Source organism: Nocardia flavorosea (assembly GCF_015477805.1).
In the GTDB taxonomy this organism is placed as follows: Bacteria; Actinomycetota; Actinomycetes; order Mycobacteriales; family Mycobacteriaceae; genus Nocardia; species Nocardia flavorosea_A.
In genome coordinates this window covers 373,322-399,348 of record NZ_JADLQL010000007.1, presented here as the reverse complement: position 1 = coordinate 399,348, position 26,027 = coordinate 373,322, and the positions used below count along the sequence as shown (strand labels likewise).

Here is a 26,027-nt window from a genome sequence, read left to right as displayed (position 1 = left end):
AGCACCAGCCAGTCCACCGAATCCGGCAGATCACCGCGCACCGACGACATCGTGATACCCACCGGCGCGCCGGAATCGGAGAGCATATGCGCGATCCGGTCTTGCGGATACGTCGGGTCGATCGGCAAGAACGCCGCACCCGACTTCGTCACCGCCCACTCGGCCAGCACCGAATCCGCCGACCGCGGCACCGCCACCGCCACCAAATCCTCGGCACCCAGACCACGCTCGATCAGCGCCCGCGCCACACGGTTCGACCGCTCGTCGAACTCCCCATACGAGTAACGAACACCATCGAACACCACCGCCGGCGCCGACGGATCCACCGCCACCGCCGCGGCCAGCAACTCCGGCAACGTCCGCGCCGCCACCGCCGGACCACCCGACCGCGACAGGATCTCCCGGCTCTCGCCCGGAGCGAGCAGGGCGATATCGCCCAGCACTGCATCCGCGTCGGCGGCCACCGTGGTCAGCAACTGCCGGAAGCGGGTGAGGAACGTCTGCGCGGTCGCCTCGTCGAACAGCTCCGTCGCGTAGCTCAGCGCCAGCGCCATCCCGCCCGACGCGTTCTCGCCGAGGGTGAACTGCAGATCGAACCGGGCCACATCGGCGGCGAGTTCCACACCGGATACCTCGAGCCCCGCCAGGTCCAGCACCGCACGCTCGTTGTTCTCCAGCGTCAGCGCCACCTGGAACAACGGGTTGCGGGCCTGCGAGCGCTCCGGCGCCAGCAGATCCACCAGCCGCTCGAACGGCACATCGGCATGCCCGAACGCGTCCAGATCCGCCCGCCGGGCCCGATCCAGCAGGTCCGCGAACGATTCACCCGACCCGACCGCGGTCCGCAGCACCAGGGTGTTGACGAACATACCGACCAGATCATCGAGCGCCTGCTCACCACGACCCGCGATCGGCGTACCGATCGCAATATCGTCGCTACCGGACAACCGCGCCAGCAGCGCCGCCAAACCGGCGTGCAGCACCATGAACATCGATGCGCCCCGGCTGCGAGCCAGACCGTTCAGGCTCCGCACCAGCTCCGCGTCCAGTTCGCCGTGCACGGTGGCGCCGCGCATCGACGCCACCGCGGGGCGCGGCCGATCGGTGGGCAGCACCAGTTCGTCCGGCAGATCCGCGAGCGCTTCCTGCCAGTACGCGATCTGGCGCGCCATCGGCGCATCCGGATCGTCCTCCGCGCCCAGTACCTCGCGCTGCCACAGCGTGTAGTCGGCGTACTGCACCTGCAGCGGCGCCCAGGTGGGGAGCTCGCCCTGGACGCGGGCCGCGTAGGCGGTCATCACGTCCCGAGCCAGCGGCGCCATCGAGAACCCGTCCCCGGCGATATGGTGCAGCACCACCACCAAGACGAATTCATCCGGAGCGACCGCGAACAGCCGGGCCCGCACCGGTACGGCCGCGGCCACATCGAATCCGGCCGAGGCGAGTTCGGCGACCTTCGCCGGCACCTCGCCGGCCGCGACCGGCACCGGGTCGAGGTCCAGTTCCAGCCGGTCGGCGGGCAGGATCTCCTGCACCGGGCGACCGCCGTGCTCCGGATACCGGGTGCGCAGCGACTCGTGGCGAGTCACCACATCGCCCATCGCCGCGCGCAAGGCCGCGGTATCGAGGGCGCCGGCGAGCCGGATGGCCATCGGCAGGTTGTAGGCCGCCGACGAGGTGTCGTACTGGTTCAGGAACCACATGCGCTGCTGCGCGTAGGACAGCGGCACCTGTTCCGGACGCGGCCCAGCCACCAGGGCCGGACGCGCCGCGGTACCGGACCGTTCCGCGCGGACCGCCAGCGCGGCCACGGTCGGCGCCTCGAACAGGGCGCGTACCGGCAGCTGGGTTCCGAGTGCGGCGCCGATCCGGGCCGCGACCTGCATACCGACCAGGGAGTTACCGCCCAGCTCGAAGAAGTCGTCGTCCGCGCCGACCCGGTCCACACCGAGCACCTCGGCGAAGACGTTCGCCACGATCTCCTCGATCGGCGTGGCCGGCGCCCGGAAGGCCCGGGCTTCGAATACCGGTTCCGGCAACGCTTTACGGTCCAGTTTGCCGCTGGCATTCAGCGGGAAGGCGTCGAGTACGACGAACGCCGACGGCACCATATAGGACGGCAGGCGACCGGTCAGGCCGGTGCGCAGCGCGTCGGTATCGATCGCGGCGCCGGCGGACGGCACCACATAGCCGACCAGCTGATCACCGGTGTGCGCGGCACCGCGCAGCAGCACCACGGCCTGGCCGACCTCGCCGATCTCGGTCAGCGCGGTCTCGATCTCGCCGAGTTCGATGCGCAGACCACGCAGCTTCACCTGGAAGTCGGTGCGGCCCAGGTACTCCAGCTCACCGTTCGCGGTCCAGCGCACCAGGTCGCCGGTGCGGTACATCCGCGCACCGGTTTCGAACGGGTCGGCGACGAACCGGTCCGCGGACAGATCCGGCCGCGCCACATAGCCGCGCGCCAGCTGCGTACCGGACAGGTACAGCTCACCGGCGACACCGGCCGGTACCGGCCGCAACCGGGCGTCGAGCACGTAGACGCGCGTATTGAACACCGGAGCGCCGATCGGCACCGTCGCGGTATCCGCGTCGGTCACCTCGTGGTAGGTCACGTCGACCGCGGCCTCGGTCGGGCCGTACAGGTTGTGCACCGCGGTACCGGTCAGCTCCCGCAGCCGGTGCGCCGGTTTCGGCGGCAATGCCTCACCGGAGGAGAACACCAGCCGCAGCGAACGGCACCGCCCATCTTCCGTTTCGGCGAGCGCACCGACGAAGACGGTGAGCATGGACGGCACGAAATGCGCCACCGTCACGCCTTCGGTGTCGATCGTCTCGGCCAGATAGCCGGGATCGCGATGGCCGTCCGGTTTGGCCACCACGAGCCGGGCGCCGATCTGCAACGGCCAGAAGAACTCCCACACCGACACATCGAAGGTCGACGGCGTCTTCTGCAACACCACATCCGCGGCGGACAGCCCGTACTGGTCCTGCATCCACACCAGGCGGTTGACGATCGCCGTATGGGATACCGCCACACCCTTCGGGCGGCCGGTCGAACCGGACGTGAAGATCACGTAGGCGGTGTTCCCGGGCCGTAGCGGCGCGATCCGGTCCGCATCGGTGACCGGCGTCTGCGGGTAACCCGTGAGGTCGATCCCGTCGACGACCACCACCGGGCGATCCGCGACGGTGAATCCGTCGGCCGCAGCGGTCAGCACGCAGACCGGATCGGCCGTGTCCAGGATGTACTGCGTGCGCTCGGCCGGCTGCTCGGGATCCAGCGGCACATAGGCACCACCGGCGGTGACCACCGCGTACATCGCCACCAGCAGATCCAGCGAACGCCGCATCCCCAGCGCCACCGGGACATCCGGGCCGACGCCGAGCGAGATCAGATGCCGCGCCAGGCTGTTCACCCGGCCGGCGAACTCGGCGTAGGACAGACCTGTCCCCTCGAACGCCACGGCGGGCAGGTCCGGAGTGCGCGCCGCCTGGTCGGCGAACAGGCCGGCCAGGGTCGCCGCGGGGTCGACGGCGCGGTCCACGCCGTACCCGTCGCGCAGCACCTGCGAGGCCTCCAGCGCATCCAGCAGCGGGAGGTCGCCCAGCGCGCGCTCGGGCGTTTTGACCACGGCTTTGAGCAGGCGGACGAACCGGCGGCCGAACTGGGCCACCGTCTCGGCATCGAACAGATCGGTCGCGTAGATGAAGGTCGCGACCAGACCGCCGGTTCCCGACCGCTCGCTCAGATCCAGCTGCAGATCGAATTTCGCGGTTTCCAGCGGCATCTGGACCGCACCGAGCGTCAGCCCGGGCAGTTCCGCCTGCACCGGCGGCGTGTTCTGCAGTGACAGCATCACCTGGAACAGCGGATGCCGGGCCTGCGAACGCACCGGGTCGATGATCTCGACCAGGCGCTCGAACGGCAGATCGGCCTGCCCGAACGCGGCGATATCGCTACCGCGCACGGAGCCCAGCAGTTCGGTGAATCCGGCCCCGGTATCGACGGGTGTCCGCAGCACCAGGGTGTTGACGAACATGCCGACCAGATCGTCGAGGGCACGTTCACCGCGGCCCGCGATCGGGGTACCGATGGCGATATCGGTTTCCCCGGACAACCGCGACAGCAGCACCGCGAATGCCGCGTGCACGGCCATGAACAAGGTCGCGCCCTCCGACCGCGCCAGTTCGGCCAGTGCGGCATGGGTGTCGGCGTCGATCTCGAATGTATGGGTCGCACCCCGGCCCGAGGCGATCGCGGGACGCGGCCGGTCGGCCGGCAGCTCGAGCTGATCGGGTAGTCCGGCCAGCTCCCGCGACCAGTACGCGATCTGCTGGGCGATCACCGATTCGGGATCGTCCTCGGCACCCAGCACCTGCCGCTGCCAGAGCGCGAAATCGGCGTACTGCACCTCGAGCGGCGCCCATGCGGGCGTATCGCCCGCGGCCCGCGCGACGTAGGCGGTCACCACATCGCGCAGCAGCGGCGCCATCGAGAAGCCGTCACCGGCGATGTGGTGGACGACGAAGCCGAGCACATGCTCCGACGCGCTCAGCCGCAGCAGCCGGGCCCGGAACGGCGCGCTCGCGGTGACGTCGAATCCGGCCGTCACCACCTCGGCGAGCCGAGCGGGCAGCTCGGCCGCGGTGACCTCGACCGGCGTCAGCTCCGGCAGCACCTCGGCCACCGGCAGCACCTGCTGGTACGGCGTCCCGTCGACCTCCGGGTAGCAGGTCCGCAGCGATTCGTGCCGAGCCAGCACATCGGCAACGGCGGTCTGCAGGGCGGCCGGATCGAGATCACCGGAGAGCCGGACCGCGACCGGAATATTGTCGACGAACGAATTCGGGTCGAAGCGGTTCAGGAACCACATCCGCTGCTGCGCCAGCGACAGCGGCACCCGCTCCACGATCTCGCCCGACGACAGGGTCTGTGTCGGCCGCGGCTGCGGTACCAGGGCCAGACGCCCACCGACCCCGGACTGCTGTTCCGCGCGGGCGGCCAGGGCGGCCACCGTGGGCGCGTCGAACAGCGACCGCACCGGGACGTCGATATCCAGCGCCCGCCCGAGGCGGGCCGCGACCTGGGTCGCGATCAGCGAGTTACCGCCCAGGGCGAAGAAGTCGTCATCGGCACCGATTCGCTCCACACCGAGTACATCGGCGTAGATACCGGCCACGATCTCCTCGATCGGGGTGGCGGGTGCCCGGAACCTACGCGCCTCGAACTGCGGCTGCGGCAACGCCTTGCGATCCAGCTTGCCCGACGGGTTCAGCGGGAATTCGGCCAACTGCACCACGGTCGCCGGCACCATATAGGCCGGTAGTACCGCGCGTACGGCGTCGAGCAACTCCGCGGATTCGATCGCGGCGCCCGGCGCGGGCACCACATAGGCGACCAGTTGCTCGCCCAGTTGCGAAGCCGCCACTGTCACCACGGCCTGGCTCACCTGCGGCCGGGCCAGCAACGCGGTTTCGATTTCGCCGAGTTCGATCCGCAGACCGCGCAGCTTCACCTGGAAGTCGGTGCGGCCCAGGTATTCCAGCTCACCGTTCGCGGTCCATCGCACCAGGTCACCGGTGCGATACATACGCGCACCGGCCCCGAACGGGCTCGCCACGAAGCGGTCCGCGCTCAGATCCGGCCGGGCCACATATCCACGGGCCAACTGCGTACCGGCGAGGTAGAGCTCACCTGCGACACCCACCGGGACCGGCCGCAACCGGCCGTCCAGGACGTACACCCGGGTGTTGAACACCGGGGCGCCGATCGGCACCGTGGCCGTATCCGCATCCGTGACCTCGTGATAGGTCACGTCGACCGCGGCCTCGGTCGGGCCGTACAGGTTGTGCACCGCAGTTCCGGTGAGTTCGCGCAGTTGTTGCGCCGGTTTCGGCGCCAGCGCCTCACCGGAGGAGAACACCGATCGCAGTGAACGGCACTGTGTGCCGTCCGCGGACAGCGCAGCGACGAACACCGTCAGCATCGACGGCACGAAGTGCGTCACCGTCACACCCTCGGCATCGATCAGTTCCGCCAGATAAACCGGATCCCGGTGACCGTCCGGCTTGGCCACCACCAACCGAGCGCCGACCTGCAACGGCCAGAAGAACTCCCACACCGACACATCGAACGTCGACGGCGTCTTCTGCAACACCACATCCGCCGGCTCGAGACCGTACTCCGACTGCATCCACACCAGACGGTTGGCGATCGCCGCATGCGAGACCGCCACACCCTTCGGACGCCCCGTCGAACCCGACGTGAAAATCACATACGCCGTATTCGACGACCGCAACGGCGCCACCCGATCCGCATCCGTCACCGGATCGTCCGCATGACCCGACAGGTCCAGCGTGTCCACAACGAGTACGGGCACACCTGTCCCCTGGGGAACAGCACCGGCATCCGCTGTCGTGCTCAGCACGCATACCGGCCGCGCGGTATCGAGCACGTAGGCGGTCCGCTCCGCCGGATGCTCCGGATCCAGCGGCACATACGCACCGCCGGCGGTGACCACCGCGTACATGGCCACCACCAGATCGACCGAACGCCGCAACGCCAGGCCGACCAGCGATTCCGGGCCCACGCCCTCGGAAACGAGCAGCCGCGCGAGCCGGTTCACCCGGCCGGCGAATTCCGCATAGGTCAGTTCGGTGCCCTCGAAGGCCACCGCGACCCGGTCCGGATAGGCCGCCGACGCCGCGGCGAACCCGTCCAGCAGCAACCAGGTATCGACCACGTGATCGGTCGCATTCCAGCGGCGCAGGACCAGTTCGCGTTCTGCCGCGTCGAGTAGATCGATATCACCGACGGCGCCGGACGGATCGGCGACGATACCGGACAGCAGGCCGACCAGCCGGTCCGCGATCCGCCGGACATCGGACTCGCCGAGCAGTTCGCGCAGATAGCTGGCCCGCACCCGCAGCGTCGCGCCCAGCGAGGCGGAAAGGGTGAGCGGGAAGTGCGTGGCGTCGACCGCGTCGAGACCGGTTACCGCCATCCCGTCGATATCGGTGGCCTGGGCCTGGATCCCCTCGGCGTCCACCGGATACGACTCGAACACCAGCAGGGTGTCGAACAGCGATGCCATCCCGGCCGCGGCCTGGATATCGCCCAGGCCCACATGGTGGTGATCGAGCAGATCCGCCTGCTCGCCCTGGATCCGCGACAGCAGTGCCCGCACGGATTCGGCCTGGTCGAAGCGCACGCGCACCGGGATCGTGTTGATGAACAAGCCGACCATCGACTCGACTCCGGCCAGCTGCGGCGGACGACCGGAGACCGTGGCGCCGAATACGACATCGTCGCGACCGGTCAACCGGCCCAGCAGGAGCGCCCACGCCACTTGCAGCACCGTGTTCGCGGTCACCCCGAGTTCGACGGCCAGCGCGGTCAGCCGGGCGGTTTCCGCGGTATCCAGCTCGAACACGTATTCACCCGACAGCGCGGTGATTTCCTGACCCGCCTGGGAGCGGGTCAGCAGTGTCGGTTCCTCGATACCGGACAGCGCGTCCGCCCAGGTCTGCAGCGACGCCTGCTGGTCCTGCCGGCTCACCCAGTCCAGGAAGTGCCGGTAGGAGCGGACCGCCGGGAGCAGGGAGGCGTCGGCGCGCACCGCGTACAGCATCAGCAGGTCCTGCAGCAGCAGCGGCATGGACCAGCCGTCGAGCAGGATGTGGTGGTTGGTCACCACGAACTGCCAGGTTTCGGCACCGGTCCTGATCAGCCGGAAGCGCACCAGGCGCGGTTCGGTGAGGTCGAAACGCTGCAACCGGTCCGCTTCGACCAGATCGTCGACGTCACCGGTTTCGGTGCGGTCGTATTCGAGCCAGTCGACCGGTACCTCGTTCAGCACCACCTGGACCGAATTACCGGCGTGGTCGGTGAGGAACGCCGTGCGCAGGTTCTCGTAACGGTCCACCAGCGCCTGCGCCGCCGCCCGCAACCGGGCCGCGTCCACCCGGCCGGTCAGCGTGAGGACGACCTGCGCGGTGTACACATCCACCGATTCCGCGGCCAGCTGCGCGTGGAACCACATACCGGCCTGCATCGAGGCCAGCGGCCACACATCGGCGACGGGCATCGGGAAACGCTGTTCGATACCGTCGACATCGGCCTGCGACAGCGCGACCAGACCGAAGTCGGACGGGGTGTGCCCACCGGCCTGCGGGGAGTCCACGTGGCGGGCCACGGCTTCCAGCGCCTGCGCCCACAGCGCACCGAATTCGGCCACCTCGTCGGCGGACAGCAGCGTGGTCGGGTACCCGATCCGCGCGGTCAGTTTGTCGCCCACCACGACGGCGTTGATATCCAGCGGCGCCATGGCCGGGGTATCCGCGTCGAGTGCCGCGTCCACGGCCAGGTCGTCCGCCGGCAACCAGCCGAAATCACGCATATCCGCGTTGACTTCGCCCGAACCGAACCGGCCCAGGTAGTTGAAACTCACCTGCCCGGGCAGCGCGGCCGGCAACTCGCCCGCGGTCTGCTGGTTCATATACCGCAGCAGGCCGTAGCCGATGCCCTTGTCCGGCACCGCGAGCAGCTCTTCCTTGACCGACTTGAGCACCGCACCCAGGGCCGGCCCGCCGGCGAATGCGTCCGCAAGGTCGATACCGGTGAGCGCGAACCGCACCGGGTAGATCGTGGTGAACCAGCCGACCGTACGCGACAGATCCGCGCCGGGCACGACCTGCTCCTCACGGCCGTGCCCCTCGAGCCGGATGAGCAGCGGGTCCGCGGTCGCCGCCGCGGCCACCCGCCGGGCACGCCACGCGCTGGTGGCGAGCACGAGCGCGGTGAGCAGGCCGTCGTTGGCCCCACCGTGGAACCGCTCCGGCACGGTGGTGAGCACCGCCCGGGTGACCTCGGGCGAGACTTCCACCGAATGGATATCGACCACGCCCGCCGTATCGACCAGCGGGTCCATGGCACGGGTGGTCAGCAATGGTTCGTCGGTACCGGCGATATCGCGCCAGTAGTCCAGTTCGGCGACCCGTCCGGCGCTGTGCGCGTGTTCGTCCAGCGCATGCGCCCAGGTACGCATCGAGGTGCTCGACGCCGACAGTTCCGGCGCCTGGCCGGCGCTGTGCGCACCGGCGGACAGCAGGAAATCGGGCGTGAGAATACGCCACGACACACCGTCGACCACCATGTGGTGCGCGACGACGACCAGATACCCGGCCCGATCGGTGGTATCGGGTTCCAGCCAGACGAAACGCACCACCACACCGGCGGCGGGATCGAGCCGGTCCAGCGCGGCATCGACCGCGCCGGCGGCGATATCGCGCAGCTGCCGCTCGTCGGCGGCGGCATCGAACACGGTGTGATCGATCAGCGCGTCCACATCGACCGATCCCGGTTCGGCCGTTTCCACGATCCATTCGCCGTCCTCGGCGATCAGCCGGGCACGCAACATATCGTGCCGGTCGAGGACCGGCCGCATCACCGCGGAGATTGTCGCCCGGGTGACGCCGACCGGCAGGCTCAACGTCGACAGCTGGTGGTAGCGGCCGTAGGCGCCGGGCCGTTCCACCATGAACCGCACGATCGAGGTGAGCGGCATCCGCCCGACCCCACCACCCGGCAGCTCGGGCAGGGCCAGCACACCGTCGGCGGCGTCGCCGACCTCGGCCACGGCGGCCAGCCCGGCCACGGTGCGCTCTTCGAAGACCTGCCGCGGCGTGAACAGCACACCGCGCGCCTTGGCCCGGGACACCAGCTGAATGGAGACGATACTGTCGCCGCCGAGGGCGAAGAACGAATCGTCCACGCCGACCCGTTCCACGCCCAAGACCTCGGCGAACACCTCGGCGACGATCTGTTCCACCGGATTGCGCGGCCCACGGAAGGCCGCCGCACCGGCGAAGACCGGTTCCGGCAGGGCCTTGCGGTCCAGCTTTCCGTTGATGGTCAACGGGATACGGTCCAGCAGCACGACCGCGGCCGGCACCATGTACGCGGGCAACCGCTCAGCCGTACCGTCACGCACGGTGTCCTGGTCGAGTGCGGTCGCGGGTTCGGGCACCACATAGGCGACGATCCGCTGATCGCCGGGGCGATCTTCCCGGACGATCACGGCGGCCTGCGCGACACCGGACTGGGCGAGTACCGCGGCCTCGATCTCACCGAGTTCGATCCGGAAACCACGGATCTTCACCTGATCGTCGGCACGGCCCAGATACTCGAGCTCACCGGACCGATTCCAGCGCGCGACGTCACCGGAGCGATACAGGCGGGCACCCGGCTCGCCGAACGGATCGGCGACGAAACGCGCCGCGGCCAGGTCCGGGCGGCCCAGGTAGCCGCGCGAGAGCTGACCGCCCGATACATACAGCTCGCCCGGCACACCGACCGGAACCGGCCGCAACCGGTCGTCGAGCACATAGGTCTTCAGCCCGGCCAGCGCGCGGCCGATGACACTACCGGCGGCCTCGGCGACAACGGCCTCGTTCAGTGCCCGGTAGGACACGTGCACCGTGGTCTCGGTGATGCCGTACATATTCACCAGCAGCGGCGACGCGGTCTCCCGGCCGCCGATCACCGGTCGCTGCCCGGGAGTACCGTCGCCGTGACGGGCGATCCAGTCGGTGAGCCGGCGCAACTCCAGTGCCTCGCCGCCGAAGATCACGTACCGCAGCGCGAGCGCGGCGTCCGCCGGATCGGCGACCCGCTCGGCCTCGGCGAGCTGATAGAACGCCGAAGGGGTCTGGTTCAGGACGGTGACCTGCTCGGTGCGCAGCAGTTCGAGGAACTGCTCCGGCGACCGGGTGGTGAAGTAATCGACCACCACCAGCGTGCCACCGAACAGCAGCGGACCCCACAACTCCCACACCGAGAAGTCGAAGGCGTACGAGTGGAACAGGGTCCACACATCGTCCGGCCCGAAACCGAACTCGGGATCGGTATTGGCGAACAGCCGCACCACATTCCGATGCGCGACCGCGACGCCCTTCGGGCGGCCGGTGGAACCGGAGGTGTAGATGACGTAGGCGATATTGTCCGGCCGCAGCGGCGCGAGACGCTCGCTATCGGTGATCGGCGCATCACTCATGTCGCCGTCGACGCCGTCCAGCGGTACCCGCGGCAGATCCGCGGGCAGCTCCACCGGTAGCCCGGCATCGCAGATCACGGCCTCCGGCCGGGAATCGGCGAGGACGTAGGCGATCCGGTCGGCCGGCGAATCCGGGTCCACCGGCACATACCCGGCACCGGACTTGATCACCGCCAGCAGTGCGACGACGAGATCGAGCGACCGCGGCAGCAGTACCGCGACCAGGGTCTCCGGTCCCGCACCCGCGGCGATCAACCGCCGCGCCAATACGTTCGCCCGCCGGTCCAGCTCGGCGTAGGTCAGCAGCTCACTACCGAACTTCACCGCGGTCCGCCGGCCGTGCTGACCGACCACCGCGTCGAACAGACCCGCGAGAGTGACCGTTTCCGGATCGTCGATCGCGACCCCGTCGACAGTGAACACACCCGCGGCGGCATCCTCGCGGGTGCTCGCCCAGTGCCGCAGCACATTCGACCGTTCGGCCTCGTCGAGCACATCGATATCACCGACCACCACGGCCGGATCGTCGGCGATCGCGCGCAACATCCGCACGAACCGATCACCGAAGCCCGCGACCGTGCCCGCGTCGAACAGATCGGTGGCGAAGGTCAGATAACCGCTCATACCGTCGGCCGTGCCCGCGGCGTCGTAGACCTCTCCCAGAGTGAGGTTCAGATCGAACTGCGAGGTCTTGATATCGGCGTCCACACCCGACACAGTCAGCCCCGGCAGCTCCAGGACCGTCTGCGCCATGTTCTGGAACGTGAACCCGACCTGGAACAGCGGATGCCGGGCGGTCGACCGTTCCGGATTCAGCGCCTCCACCAGACGTTCGAAGGGCACATCCGCATGCGCGAAGGCCTGCAGGTCCGCCTGCCGCTGCCGCGCCAGCAGATCCGTGAACGCCTCGCCCCGGTCCACCTCGGTCCGCAGCACCAGCGTGTTGACGAACATACCGATCAGATCGTCGAGCGCCTCTTCACCGCGGCCCGCCACCGGGGTACCGACCGTGATGTCGTCGGTGCCGGACAGCTTCGACAACAACACCGCCCAGGCGGAATGCACCACCATGAACAGAGTTGTCCCTTGCTGCTGCGCCAACCGCAGCAATGCGGTGTGGGTCTCGGCGTCGATACCGACCGCCACCTTGTCGCCGGCGAACGATTGCTGCTCCGGGCGCGGACGATCCGCGGGCAGATCCAGCTGGTCCGGAATATCGGCCAGCGCGGAACGCCAGTAGTCGATCTGCTGGGTCGCCAGTGAGCCCGGATCGGTCTCCTCGCCCAGCAGCGCGCGCTGCCAGATCGCGTAATCGGCGTACTGGACGGGCAACGGCTCCCATTCCGGTGCTGTACCTGCCGTCCGCGCCGCGTACGCGATCATCAGATCCCGGGTCAACGGCTGCATCGACACACCGTCACCGGCGATATGGTGCACCACCGCGGCCAGAATGTATTCGTTTGCGGCCCCGTCGACCTGCAGCAGGGTCATCCGCAACGGCACCTGTTCGGTGACCTCGAACGACACCGTCATCAGCTCGAACACCGTGGCTTCGACAGCATCCGCGGCAACCGTGCGCATATCCAGCTCCGGCACCGCACCCGATACCGGCAGGATCAGCTGCACCGGACCGGATTCGGTTTCCGGATACACCGTGCGCAGCACCTCGTGCCGCGCGATCAGATCACCGACCGCCTGCCGCAATGCCGGAACGTCCAGCTCTCCGGCCAACCGGATCACCATCGGGATGTTGTAGGCCCGGGAACCCGAATCGAACCAGTTCAGGAACCACATCCGCTGCTGCGCCAGCGACAGCGGAATCCGTTCCACCACCTCACCCGACGGCAGCACCCGGGTCGGCCGCGGCTGCGGCACCAGAGCCGGGCGGCCACCGGAACCGGCCTGCTCGGCGAGCCGCGCGGCCAGCGTGCCGACATCGGACGCCTCGAACAGCGCCCGGACCGGCACCTGCGTGTTCAGCGCCGCACCGAGGCGCGCCGCGACCTGGGTTGCCAGCAGGGAGTTACCGCCCAGCTCGAAGAAATCGTCGTCCACGCCGATGCGGTCGCGGCCCAGCACATCGGCGAAGACGCCGGCCACGGTCTCTTCCGCCGGTGTCGACGGCGCCCGGAACTCGCGCGCGGCGAAGGTGGGCTCCGGCAGCGCCTTGCGATCCAGTTTGCCGACCGGGGTCAGCGGGATCGTATCGAGCACCATGATGGCCGACGGCACCATATAGCCGGGCAACCGCTCCTCGATATGGGCGGTGAGCGCGGCGACGTCGATCGAATAGCCCGGGGCGGGAACGACATACGACACCAGCGAGACCGCGCCCGGGGCGCTCTCGTGGCCGATCGTCACCGCGAAATCCACGGTGGCGTAAGAGGTGAGGGCGTTATCGATTTCGCCCAATTCGATACGGAAGCCGCGGACCTTCACCTGGAAGTCCGAGCGGCCCACATATTCGAGCCGGTATTCGATCTCGCCGGAGTCGAGCTCGCGCGACGCCCACCGCACCACGTCGCCGGTGCGGTACATCCGCTGCCCCGGCGCGTAGGGGTTGGCCACGAACCGGTCGGCGGTGAGACCGGCGCGGGCGTGATAGCCGCGGGTTACCTGGATACCGGACACGTACAGTTCGCCCGCGACACCGTCGGGTACCGGCTGCAACCGGTCGTCGAGCACCAGGGAGGCGATACCGCGGTTCGGGCCGCCGATGGTGAGCGCGTCACCGGTCCGCAGCGGCGCGCCGATATTGACGACGATGGTCGTCTCGGTGGGGCCGTAGACGTTGTGGAACGCGCGCAGCGGTCCGTCGGCCCCGCCCAGCGGGATGGCCCATTTCGCCAGCAACTCCGGCGAATACGCTTCGCCGCCGACGGCCAGGACCCGCAGGCTGTCCAGCCCGGCCGGGTCGAGGGTGGCCAGCGCCGCCGGGGTGATGAACAGATGGGTCACCTGTTCGTTGCGGATCAAACGGTAGAGCTCCTCGCCGCCGTAGGTACCCGGCGGCACCACGACCAGGGCGCCGCCCGAACCGATGGCCAGCAGCAGCTCCATGATGGAGGCGTCGAAGCTCGGTGAGGAGAAATGCAGGGTACGGGTATCGGAGTCCATCCGGTAGCGCGTCACCTGCTCGGCGCTGAAGTTCGCCAGGCCGGCATGCGGGACCAAGACGCCCTTGGGCATACCGGTGGAGCCCGAGGTGTAGATGACATAGGCGATATTCGCCGGTGTCAACGGCCGCACCCGGTCCGCGTCGGTGATCGCCTCGGCGGAATACCCGGCCATGTCGAGTTCGTCGAGCACCAGCCAGTCCACCGAATCCGGCAGCTCTGCCCGCGCCGCCGACACCGTCACGCCGATCCGGGCGCCGGAGTCGGTGAGCATATGGGAGATACGTTCGGCCGGATAGGTCGGGTCGATCGGTACGAAGGCCGCGCCCGATTTGGTCACCGCCCATTCGGCCAGGACCGATTTCGCCGAGCGCGGTATCGCGATCGCCACCAGATCCTCGGTACCCGGTCCGGCGGCGATCAGCATCCGCGCCACCCGGTTCGAGTACTCGTCGGCCTGCCCGTAGGTCCACCGCTCGTCCGCGAAAACCAGGGCCGGGGCCGCCGGGTCCACGGCGACCGCCGCGGCCAACAGGTCCGGCAACGTCCGGGCCGGTACGGCCGGGCCACCGGTGCGCGTCAGGGCCGCTACCCGTTCGGTCTCGTCCAAGATCTCGATCGTGCCCAGTACGGTGTCCACGTCGGTGACGACGGTGGACAGCAACCGCTGGAAGCGGGTGATCATGGTCCGCACGGTGGATTCGTCGAACAGGTCGGCGGCGTAGTTCACCGCCAGGTCCATTCCACCCGAGGCCTTCTCGCCCAAGGTGAATTGCAGATCGAACCGGGCGACCTCATCGGCGAGTTCCACCCCGGCGACGGTCAACCCGTCCAGCTCCAGCACCGGCTGCTCGTTGTTCTGCAGCGACAGCGCTACCTGGAACAGCGGGTTGCGGGCCTGCGACCGCTCCGGCGCCAGCAGATCCACCAGCCGCTCGAACGGCACATCCGCGTGACCGTAGGCGTCCAGGTCGGTCCGGATCGATCGTGCCAGCAAGTCGGCGAACGTTTCGCCGGAATGCACCCGGGTCCGCAGCACCAGGGTGTTGACGAACATACCGACCAGATCGTCGAGCGCCTGCTCACCACGACCCGCGATCGGCGTACCGATCGCAATATCGTCACTACCGGACAACCGCGCCAGCAACGCCGCCAAACCGGCATGCAACACCATGAACATCGACGCACCGCGGCTACGGGCCAGACCGTTCAGGCTCCGCACCAGCTCCGCATCCAGTTCCCCGTGCACCGTGGCGCCCCGCATCGACGCCACCGCGGGACGCGGCCGGTCGGCCGGCAGTGTGAGTTCGTCGGGTAGGTCGGCGAGGGTCTGCTGCCAGAACGCGATCTGACGCGCCATCGGCGAATCCGAATCGTCCTCCGCGCCCAGTACCTGCCGCTGCCACAGGGCGTAGTCGGCGTACTGCACCGGCAACGGTTCCCAGCCCGGCACATCGCCTCGGGCCCGCGCCGCATAGGCCGTCACCACATCACGCGCGAGCGGCGCCATCGAGAAACCGTCCGCGGCGATATGGTGCACGACCACGACCAGCACATGCTCATCCGGTGCCGCGGCGAAAAGCCGCATCCGCAGCGGGATCTCCGCCGCCACGTCGAACCCGGTGGCCACGAACTCGGTGACGGCAGCCGCGATTTCGTCCGCGCCGACCACGATCGGCACCAAGTCCGGCACCGCGTGCCGGGCGGGCACGATCACCTGCGCCGGGGCGCCGTCGATTTGCGGGTACCGGGTGCGCAGCGTTTCGTGCCGCCACACCACATCGGCGATCGCCGCGCGCAACCCCGTCACGTCGAGGTCACCGGTGAGCCGGATCGCCATCGGCAGGTTGTATGCCACCGACGAGGTGTCGTACTGGTTCAGGAACCACATCCGCTGCTGCGCATACGACAGCGGCAGCGGTTCCGGCCGCGAACCGGCGACGAGCGCCGGACGCGCTCCTTCTCCGGCCTGTTCGACCCGGACCGCCAGCGCCGATACCGTCGGCGCCTCGAACAGTGCGCGTACCGGCACGGTCACGTTCAGCGCGGCACCGATCCGCGCCGCGACCTGAGTCGCGACCAGCGAGTTACCGCCCAGCTCGAAGAAATCGTCATCCGCGCCGACCCGCTCCACGCCGAGCACCTCGGCGAACGTATTCGCCACGATCCCTTCGATGGGGGTCGACGGCGCACGGAAGACCCGGGCCTCGAACGTCGGCTCCGGCAATGCTTTCTGATCGAGCTTGCCCGAGGCGTTCAACGGGAACGACTCCAGCACGATGAACGCCGCGGGCACCATGTAGGACGGCAGCCTGCCGCGCAGGTGGTCCCGAATCTCCTCGGTCACGACCGTCGCACCGGGACGCAGGACCAGATACGCCACCAATCGGTCACCAGTCCGCGCATCGGTCCGCATCACGACCACGGCCTGGGCGACGGAATCCAGTTCGGTGAGCGCGTACTCGATCTCACCGGGCTCGATCCGCAGACCGTGCAACTTCACCTGGAAGTCGCTGCGCCCCAGGTACTCCAATTCGCCTTCGGGAGACCATCGGACCACATCGCCGGTGCGATACATCCGCTCGCCGGAACGGAACGGATTCGCGACGAAACGCGTGGTGGTCAGATCGGGCAGCCCCAGATAGCCCTGTGCTACCTGCACGCCGCCGATATAGAGCTCGCCCGGAACCCCCGCGGGTACCGGCCGCACCCGCTCGTCGAGCACATAGACCTGGACATTGAAGCCGGGCACACCGATCGGCACGGCACCGGATTCGGTTCCGGTCACCTCGTATCGGGTGGCGTCGACTGTGGTCTCGGTCGGACCGTAATGGTTGTGCAGGCGAGCACCGGTGATCTCACGGACCCGCCGGGCAAGATCCGCGGAGAGCAATTCGCCGCCGACGACGATACTGCGCAGCCCGGCCCAGAGCTCCGGTTCGGATTCGGACAGGAACACCGACAGCAACGACGGCACGAACTGCGCCATCGTGACACCCTCCGCAGCCATCAGCCGGGTGAGGTACGCGGCGTCGCGATGCCCGTCCGAGCGGGCGATGACCAGGCGGGCACCGGCCTGCAGGGCGAGGAAGATCTCCATGACCGATGCGTCGAAGGTCGCCAGCGTGCGCAGCAAGAGCACATCGTCGGCGCCCAGACCGTGCCAGGCATGGGTGGTCACCAGGTGATTCACGACAGACCGGTGTGATACCGCCACACCCTTCGGCCGGCCGGTGGAGCCCGAGGTGAAGATCGCGTACGCGGTGTTGTCCGGGCGCAGCGGCCGCAGCCGGTCCACATCGGTCACCGGAGTGTCGGCGACAGCCGAGAGGTCCAGCCGGTCGATGCGTACCTGCCGCTCGATCCCCGGATCCAGATCTTCCCCGGAGGTCAGCACACAAATCGGACGTGCTGTACCGAGGATGTGCTCGATACGCTCGACGGGCTGGTCCGGATCCAACGGCACATAGACACCGCCGGCCGAAAGCACCGCGTAGATTCCGGTGATCAGGTCGAACGATCGGCGCATCCCCAGCGCCACGAAGGTTTCCGTACCCACTCCGGCATCGCGCAGCCACCGTGCCAATCGATGCACCCGGCTCGCGAACTCCTGATAGGTCAGGTTCGCACCGTCGAATGTGAGCGCCACCGCCTCGGGGGTCCGAGCGACCTGCGCCTCGAACAACGAAGTCAGCGTCACACTGTGGTTACCGGGGGGCGAGTTGAGCGCTGTCTCCACCGGGAATTCGGTGGCGTTCCAGCGCTGGAGCACCATCGCCCGTTCCGCCGGCTCCATGAGTTCGATATCGCCGACCGGGGTCGTGGGGGCGGCGGTGACAGCCCGCAGCACCCGCAGGAAGCGGTCACTGAACCGGGAGACATACGACTCGTCGAAGAGGTCCGTGGCGTAAACGATCTCGGCCGCCATACCGGATCCGCCCGGCGCCGCCTCACTCAAGGTGAGCGACAAATCGTATTGTGTGGTCGGGGTTTCCACGCTCAGCCCGCTCACCGTCAGGCCGGGCAGTTCCAGCTCGGAGTATCCGAGGTTCTGGAATGTCAGCATCACCTGGAACAGCGGCTGCCGCGACTGCGACCGCACCGGATTCAGTACCTCGACCAGCCGCTCGAACGGCACATCGGCGTGCGCGAACGCCTGCAGATCACGATCGCGTACATGCGCGAGCAGATCGGTGAAGGGGGCGGCGGTATCGACCCGGGTACGCATCACCAGTGTGTTGACGAACATGCCGACCATATCGTCGAGCTGCCGTTCGCCCCGTCCGGCGATCGGGGTGCCGACGGCGATATCGGTGGTTCCGCTGAGCCGGGCGAGCAGGGTCGCGAAACTGCTGTGCACGACCATGAAGAGAGTCGTGCCCTGCGCTTTTGCGAGTGCGTTCAGCTCGTCGATCAGATCGCCGGGCACCACGAACCGGTGGGTTGCCGCCTGTTCGCTGGCGACTGCGGGGCGGGTGCGGGCAGACAGCCGGAGTTCGTCCGGAAGCCCGTCCAGCTCCGCTTTCCAGAAGTCCAGTTGCTGGGAAGCCAGCGACGTCGGATCTTCCTCGGAACCGAGCAGTTCACGCTGCCAGATCGCGTAGTCGATGTACTGCACCGCCATCGGTGCCCAGTCCGGCGCCGCGCCGCCGGTGCGCGCCTCGTAGGCCGACAGCAGATCACGGCTCAGCGGATGCAGGGAGAAACCGTCGGCGGCGATATGGTGCACAACCCCGACCAGCACGTGATCGTCGGCTCCCAGCCGGTAGATCCGCATACGCACCGGTGGGTCGACCGTCAGATCGAAGGGCCCGCACACGAATTCGGCAATCGAAGACAGTAGTTCTGCGCCGAGATCGGAAGCACCACCGGCGATTTCGCGAATCTCCACATTCGGGACCGCGCCGGCCGGCGGCAAAACCAGCTGATAGCCGACCCCGTCGTGCGACGGGTACACGGTGCGCAGGGATTCGTGCCGCGCGATCACATCACCGACCGCCTCGATCATCGCCGACACGTGCAGCGTGCCGCGCAACCGGAAGACGATCGGAATATTGTCGACCGACGACTCCGGCTGGAAGCGGTTGAGGAACCACATCCGTTGCTGTGCCTGCGACAGCGGCGGCCGCTCGGGCCGGGGATGGGGTGACAGCGCCGGACGACCCCAGGCGCCGGCCTGCTGCTCCACCCGTGCGGCCAGGGCGGCCACCGTGGAGTCCTCGAACAGCATCCGCACCGGCACCTGGATATCGAGCGCGGTGCCGATTCGGGCGACGATCTGGGTTGCGATCAGCGAGTTACCGCCGAGAGCGAAGAAATCGTCATCCGCACCGATCCCCTCGGTACCGAGCAGCTCGGCGAACACGCCCGCCACGATCTCCTCGATCGGCGTCGACACCGCTCGCGAACCCGCCGCCTCGAACACCGGCGCAGGCAGTGCCCGGCGGTCCAGTTTTCCGTTGATGGTCAACGGAATCCGGTCCAGCACCACGAAAGAGGACGGAACCATATAGCCCGGCAGCCGCGCTGCCACGCCCTCGCGGAGGGCTTCGAGATCGGGTTCGAGCCCGGACTCGGCCACCACATATCCGACGATCCGGTGATCACCCGGTTTGTCCTCGCGGACGATCACCGCGGCCTGCGAGATCCCCGGCTGCGCGAGCACCGCGGCCTCGATCTCACCGAGCTCGATCCGAAACCCGCGCACCTTCACCTGGTCGTCGGCGCGACCCAGGTATTCGAGTTCGCCGAAACGGTTCCACCGGGCCAGGTCACCGGAACGATACAGCCGGGTACCGGCTTCGCCCAGCGGGTCGGCCACGAAACGCGCCGCGGTCAGGTCCGGACGGCCCAGGTATCCACGGGCCAGCTGCACACCGGAGACATACAGTTCGCCGGAGACCCCCACCGGCGCCGGCCGCAAGCGTTCGTCCAGTACATAGACCTTCAGACCACCCAGCGCGCGACCCACCACGCTACCGGCCGCGCCGGCGATGGTGGCCGCGTCGAGCGCACGGTAGGACACGTGGACCGTGGTCTCGGTGATGCCGTACATGTTCACCAGCAACGGCGATGCGGTCTCCCGGCCGCCGATCGCCCGCGTACGCCCGGCCGTACCGTCGCCGTGCCGCTCGACCCAGTCCGCGAGCCGGCGCAGCTCCAGCGCTTCGCCGCCGAACACCACGTAACGCAGGGCCAGCGGACGATCGTCGGCAGCGGAGCGATCGGCCTCGGCCAGCTGATAGAACGCCGACGGGGTCTGATTCAGCACGGTGACCCGCTCGGTGCGCAATAGTTCCAGGAACTGCTGCGGTGAACGCGACACGTAGTAGTCGACGACCACCAACGTGCCGCCGAACAGCAACGGCCCCCACAGCTCCCAGACCGAGAAGTCGAAGGCGTAGGAGTGGAACAGCGTCCATACATCGTCGGGACCGAATCCGAATTCCTGCTCGGTGTTGGCGAACAGGCGTACCACATTCCGGTGTGGCACCGCGACGCCCTTCGGACGGCCGGTCGAACCAGAGGTATAGATGACGTAGGCCGTGTTCTCGGGCCGCAACGGCGCAAGGCGCTCGGCATCGGTAATCGGTCCGTCGTCGGCGTCCTCGATATCCCCGGCCTCCACGGCGTAACCGTCTACCTCCATCCGTGAAATACCGGATGGAAGTTCGACCCGCATCGAGGAATCCAGCACCACTGTCGCCGGACTTGCGTCACTCAGGATGTAGGCGAGCCGTTCTGCCGGGGAATCCGGGTCCACCGGAACATAACCGGCACCCGATTTGATCACCGCGAGCAGGGCGACGACCAGGTCCAGCGAACGCGGTAGCAGCACCGCAACGAGGTTCTCCGGTCCGGCCCCCTCGGCGATCAGACGCCGGGCCAGCACATTGGCCCGACGATCCAGATCGGCGTAGGTGAGGCAGTCAGCGCCGAACTTCACCGCCGTACGCTGGGGATATTCGTCGGCAGCGGCCTCGAAAAGGCGTGCCAGAGTAGCCGTACCGGGCAGATCGACCGGCTGCCCATCGACACTGAACACACCCGGGGCAGCATCCGGACGGGTACCCGACCAGTGCCGCACCACGTCCGCACGTTCGGATTCGGCGAGCAGATCGATATCGGCGAGCGCGACCTGCGGATCCGCGACGATCGCACGCAGAATCCGTACCAGCCGATCGGCGAATCCGGCCACGGTTTCCGCATCGAACAGATCGGTGGCATACGACCACTGCAGGAGCAGGCCACCGTCGCCGGCCCCCGCCGTGCCGACGCTCAGTTGCAGATCGAATTTGGCCAGACCGGGATCGAAATCCACGACCTCGAGGTCGAGTCCCGGCAGCGAAACGGCCTGCGTCTCGGCCGCCGACGCGGCCTCGAACGTCAACGCCAGCTGGAACAGCGGATGATGCGCCTGCGAGCGGCGCGGATTGAGGATGTCGACCAGCCGCTCGAACGGCACTTCGGCATTCCCGAACGCTTCCAGGTCGGTCCGCTGGACGTCGGCCAGAAACTCGGCGAACGTTGCGTCCGGTGCTACTTCGGTGCGCAACACGAGGGTGTTGACGAACATACCGATCAGATCGTCCAGCGCCTGCTCACCACGTCCGGCGATCGGACTTCCGACGGCGATATCGGCGCTTCCGGAGAGGCGGCTCGCCCAGGTTGCCAGCGCGGCATGCATCACCATGAACAGGGTGGTGCCGTGGGCACGGGCCAGCTCCTCCAGCGCCGCGCGCAGGGCCGCGTCGATCGCGAAATCGTGCACCGCACCGATGTTGGAGGCGATCTCGGGGTGCGGGCGGTCGGTCGGCAGTTCCAGCCGGTCCGGCAGATCCCGCAGCCGTTCGTTCCAGTAGGCGATCTGCTGGGCGACAATGGATTCGGGATCGTCTTCCGAACCGAGCACCGTACGCTGCCACAGCGCGTAGTCGGCATATTGGACAGCCAGCGGTTCCCAGTCGGGTGCCGTGCCGCCGCAGCGATCGGTGTAGGCGACCACCAGATCACGCAGCAGCGGGCGGACCGAGAACCCGTCACTACTGATGTGGTGCGCGACGAACACCACGACGTGGGTGTTCTCGTCCAAGCGCAACAGCGTCACCCGGAACGGCGGCTCGATCGTCACATCGAACAGCACACCGGCCAGCTGCAAGATCCGGGTATCGAGATCCGACGCGGAGATGCGTTCGGGGGTGAGATCGAAATCTACTTCGCCGACCGGCAGCACCTGCTGGATGCCGACACCGTTGATATCCGGGTAGACCGTGCGCAGTACCTCGTGCCGTTGCACCATATCGCCGACGGCCGCCCGCAGTGCGGCGAGATCCAATGCACCCGTGAGCTTTACCGCCAGCGGAATATTATTGACCGCCGAGCGATTGTCGAAGCGGTTCAGGAACCACATCCGCTGCTGCGCCAGCGACAGCGGTACCCGCTCCACGACCTCACCCGTCGGCAACGTCACCGCCGGGCGTTGCTGCGGCAGCAGCGGGGCCCGCCCGCCGACACCGGCATGCTGTTCCACCCGGACTGCCAGACCGGCCACCGTGGACGCCTCGAACAGCGCCCGCACCGGCACAGCGGTATCCAGCGCCTTACCCAGCCGCGCCGCTACCTGCGTCGCGATCAACGAGTTACCGCCGAGTGCGAAGAAATCGTCATCGGCACCGACACGCTCGACCTCGAGCGCCTCGGCGAACACACCGGCCACGATCTCCTCGATCGGGGTCGACGGGGCCCGGAAAACCTGGGCGGCGAATTCGGGCTCCGGCAGTGCCTTGCGGTCCAGCTTTCCGGACGCGTTCAACGGCAGCTCGTCCAGCACCACCACCGCGGCCGGCACCATATAACCCGGCAGAACCGCGCGAACCTCGTCGAGCAGCGCACCGGAGTCGAGCTGCGCGCCGGCCGCGGCCACCACATAGGCAACCAGCTGCTCGCCCAGCTCGGAACGCACCACCGATACGACGGCCCGGCCGACGCGTGGCAACGCCTGCAGCGCCGCTTCGATCTCGCCGAGCTCGATTCGCTGGCCCCGCAGCTTCACCTGGAAGTCCGCCCGGCCGCGGTATTCGAGTTCCCCATCCGGCCGCCGGGAGACCAGGTCCCCGGTCCGGTATATCCGACCACCCGACCCGAACGGATCGGCGACGAATCGTTCGGCCGTCAGCTCCGGGCGCCCCGCATAACCACGCGCCACCTGAGCACCGGACAGGTACAGCTCACCGATAACCCCCACGGGCACCGGATGCAACCGCGAGTCCAGAACGTATGCCCGGGTGTTGAAGACCGGCGCACCGATCGGCACCGATTCGACATCGGCGGCGGTCGCTTCGTGGAAGGTCGCATCCACGGCTGTCTCGGTGGGCCCGTACACATTGTGCACCCGGGCGCCGGTCAGCTCCCGCACCCGGCGAGCCAAGGCGGCCGGTAGTGCTTCACCACCGGTGAACACATGCCGTAAACCGGTGTACCCGGCCAAACGCTCATCGCCGGCCACCAATGCCAGCACGGAGGGAACGAACTGCACCACGGTCACCTGCTCCGCGATGATGGTCCGCACCATGTACTCCGGGTCGAGATGACCGTCCGGTTCGGCCACCACCAGCCGCGCACCGAGCTGCAACGGCAGGAAGAACTCCCAGACCGACGCGTCGAAGGTCACCGCGGTCTTCTGCAGCAGGCTGTCCTCGGCGCCCAGACCGTACTGTTCGACCGTCCACAGCAGGGTGTTGGCGATCGCGGCGTGCGATACCGCCACCCCCTTCGGCCGGCCCGTCGAACCCGAGGTGAAGATCACATACGCCGTATTCTCCGGTCGCAGCGCGGCAACCCGCTCCGCATCGGTCACCGGCGCCGCGTCGAAACCACTGGTATCGAGTGTGTCCAGGGCCAGTACCGGCACACCTGTCCCCTCGGGAACGGCTACGGCGTCCGCGGCGGTGGTCAGCACACAGATCGGTGCCGCGGCATCCAGGATGTAGCCGATGCGCTCGGCCGGATGCTCGGGATCCACCGGCACGTAGGCCCCGCCGGCGGTGACGATCGCGTACATGGCGACCACCAGGTCCACCGACCGCTGCAGCACGAGAGCCACCGGCGACTCCGGGCCCACCCCGTGCGAGATCAGCAGCCGGGCAAGACGGTTCACCCGTGCATCGAATTCACGGTAGGTCAGGCGCTGATCCTCGAACGAAACCGCCACCCGGTCCGGGTATGCCGCAACCGCCCGGGCGTACCCGTCCAGCAGCAGCATCGGGTCCACCGGCAAATCTGTTGCGTTCCATTCGGTGAGCATCCGCGCCCGCTCGGCCGAGCCGAGGATCTTCAGGTCGCCCACCGCTACCGCCGGATCGACCGCGATCTCGGCCAGCAAACGCACGAACCGATCCACGAACTCTTCCGCCGACGCATGGTCGAACAGATCCGCAGCGTAGGTCAGCATGCCCCGGATACCCGCCGGTGCGCCACTGTCGTCGTACTCGTCCGCAACGACCAAGTTCAGGTCGTACTGGGAGATCCCGGTATCGATATCGAGACCGGCAACGGTCAACCCCGGCAATTCCAGACTCGACTGCGCCAGATTCTGGAAAGCCAGCCCGACCTGGAACAGCGGGTGCCATGCCTGCGAGCGAGCCGGGTTCAGCACCTCCACGAGGCGTTCGAACGGCACATCCGCATGCGCGAACGCCTGGATATCGGTCTGCCGCTGCCGGTTCAACAGCTCCGTGAACGATTCGGCACGTTCGACCTCGGTCCGGAACACCAGCGTATTCACGAACATGCCGATCAGATCATCCAGTGCCCGTTCACCACGACCCGCCACCGGCGTACCGATCGCGATGTCGTCGGTACCCGACAACCGGGCCAGCAGCACCGCGAACGCGGTGTGCACAACCATGAACAGCGTCGCGCTTTCGGCGCGCGCCAAGGCACTCAAGGCCGCGTGCAGTTCGGCGTCCAACTCGATCCGAACCCGGCCACCGACATATGACTGCACCGCCGGACGTGGCCGGTCCATGGGTAGGTCCAGCCGCTCCGGCAGGTCCGCCAGCGCCGACGTCCAGTAGTCGAGCTGCCCGGCCGCCACCGACTCCGGATCTGCGTCATCACCCAGCAGCGCGCGCTGCCAGATGCTGTAATCGGCGTACTGCACCGGCAACGGCGCCCAGCCCGGCGTTTCGCCGGCGGCGCGCGCCGCATACGCGGTCATCACGTCGCGTACCAGCGGCCCGAACGACGAACCGTCACCGGTGATGTGGTGCACCACCATCGCCAGCACGAATTCGCCGCCAACTCGCCCGGCAGCGTCGGCGGTATCCCCTTCGACGTGGAACAGCGCCGCCCGCAGGGGCACCTCGGCCGTCACGTCGAATACGGCCGCCGCCAGCTCCGAAATCGCGGAAGCCACCTCTGCGGCCGCGACCGTGCGCAGTTCCATCCGGGGTGAAGTCTGCCCGGCCGGCAACACCACCTGCACCGGACCCGATTCGGTTTCCGGATACACCGTCCGCAACACCTCGTGCCGCGCCACCACATCGGAAACCGCCGCCCGCAACGCGTCCACGTCCAGATCGCCGGTCAGCCGGATCGCCAACGGGAGGTTGTATGCAACCGACTGCTGATCGAAACGGTTGAGGAACCACATCCGCTGCTGCGCCGGCGACAACGGCGCGGCAGCCACGACCGCACCCGAAACCAGGACCCGTTCCGCACGCGGCTGCGGCACCAGCGCCATCCGCCCACCGGGTGTGGACGGCTCCTCGATCCGCGCGGCGAGCGCGGTGACGGTAGCCGCCTCGAACAACACCCGCACCGGCACATCGGTGTTCAGAGCTCGCCCGATACG

General features: G+C 68.1%; 1 protein-coding gene (cut by a window edge). It reads right to left on the bottom strand.

The features are described 5' to 3' along the window. Positions 1–26,027 carry part of the coding region annotated (locus tag IU448_RS27710) for a non-ribosomal peptide synthase/polyketide synthase (protein WP_195058628.1) on the bottom strand (this coding region is incomplete at its 3' end). Its footprint extends 19,620 nt past the window's final position, so 26,027 of the 45,647 annotated nt are shown.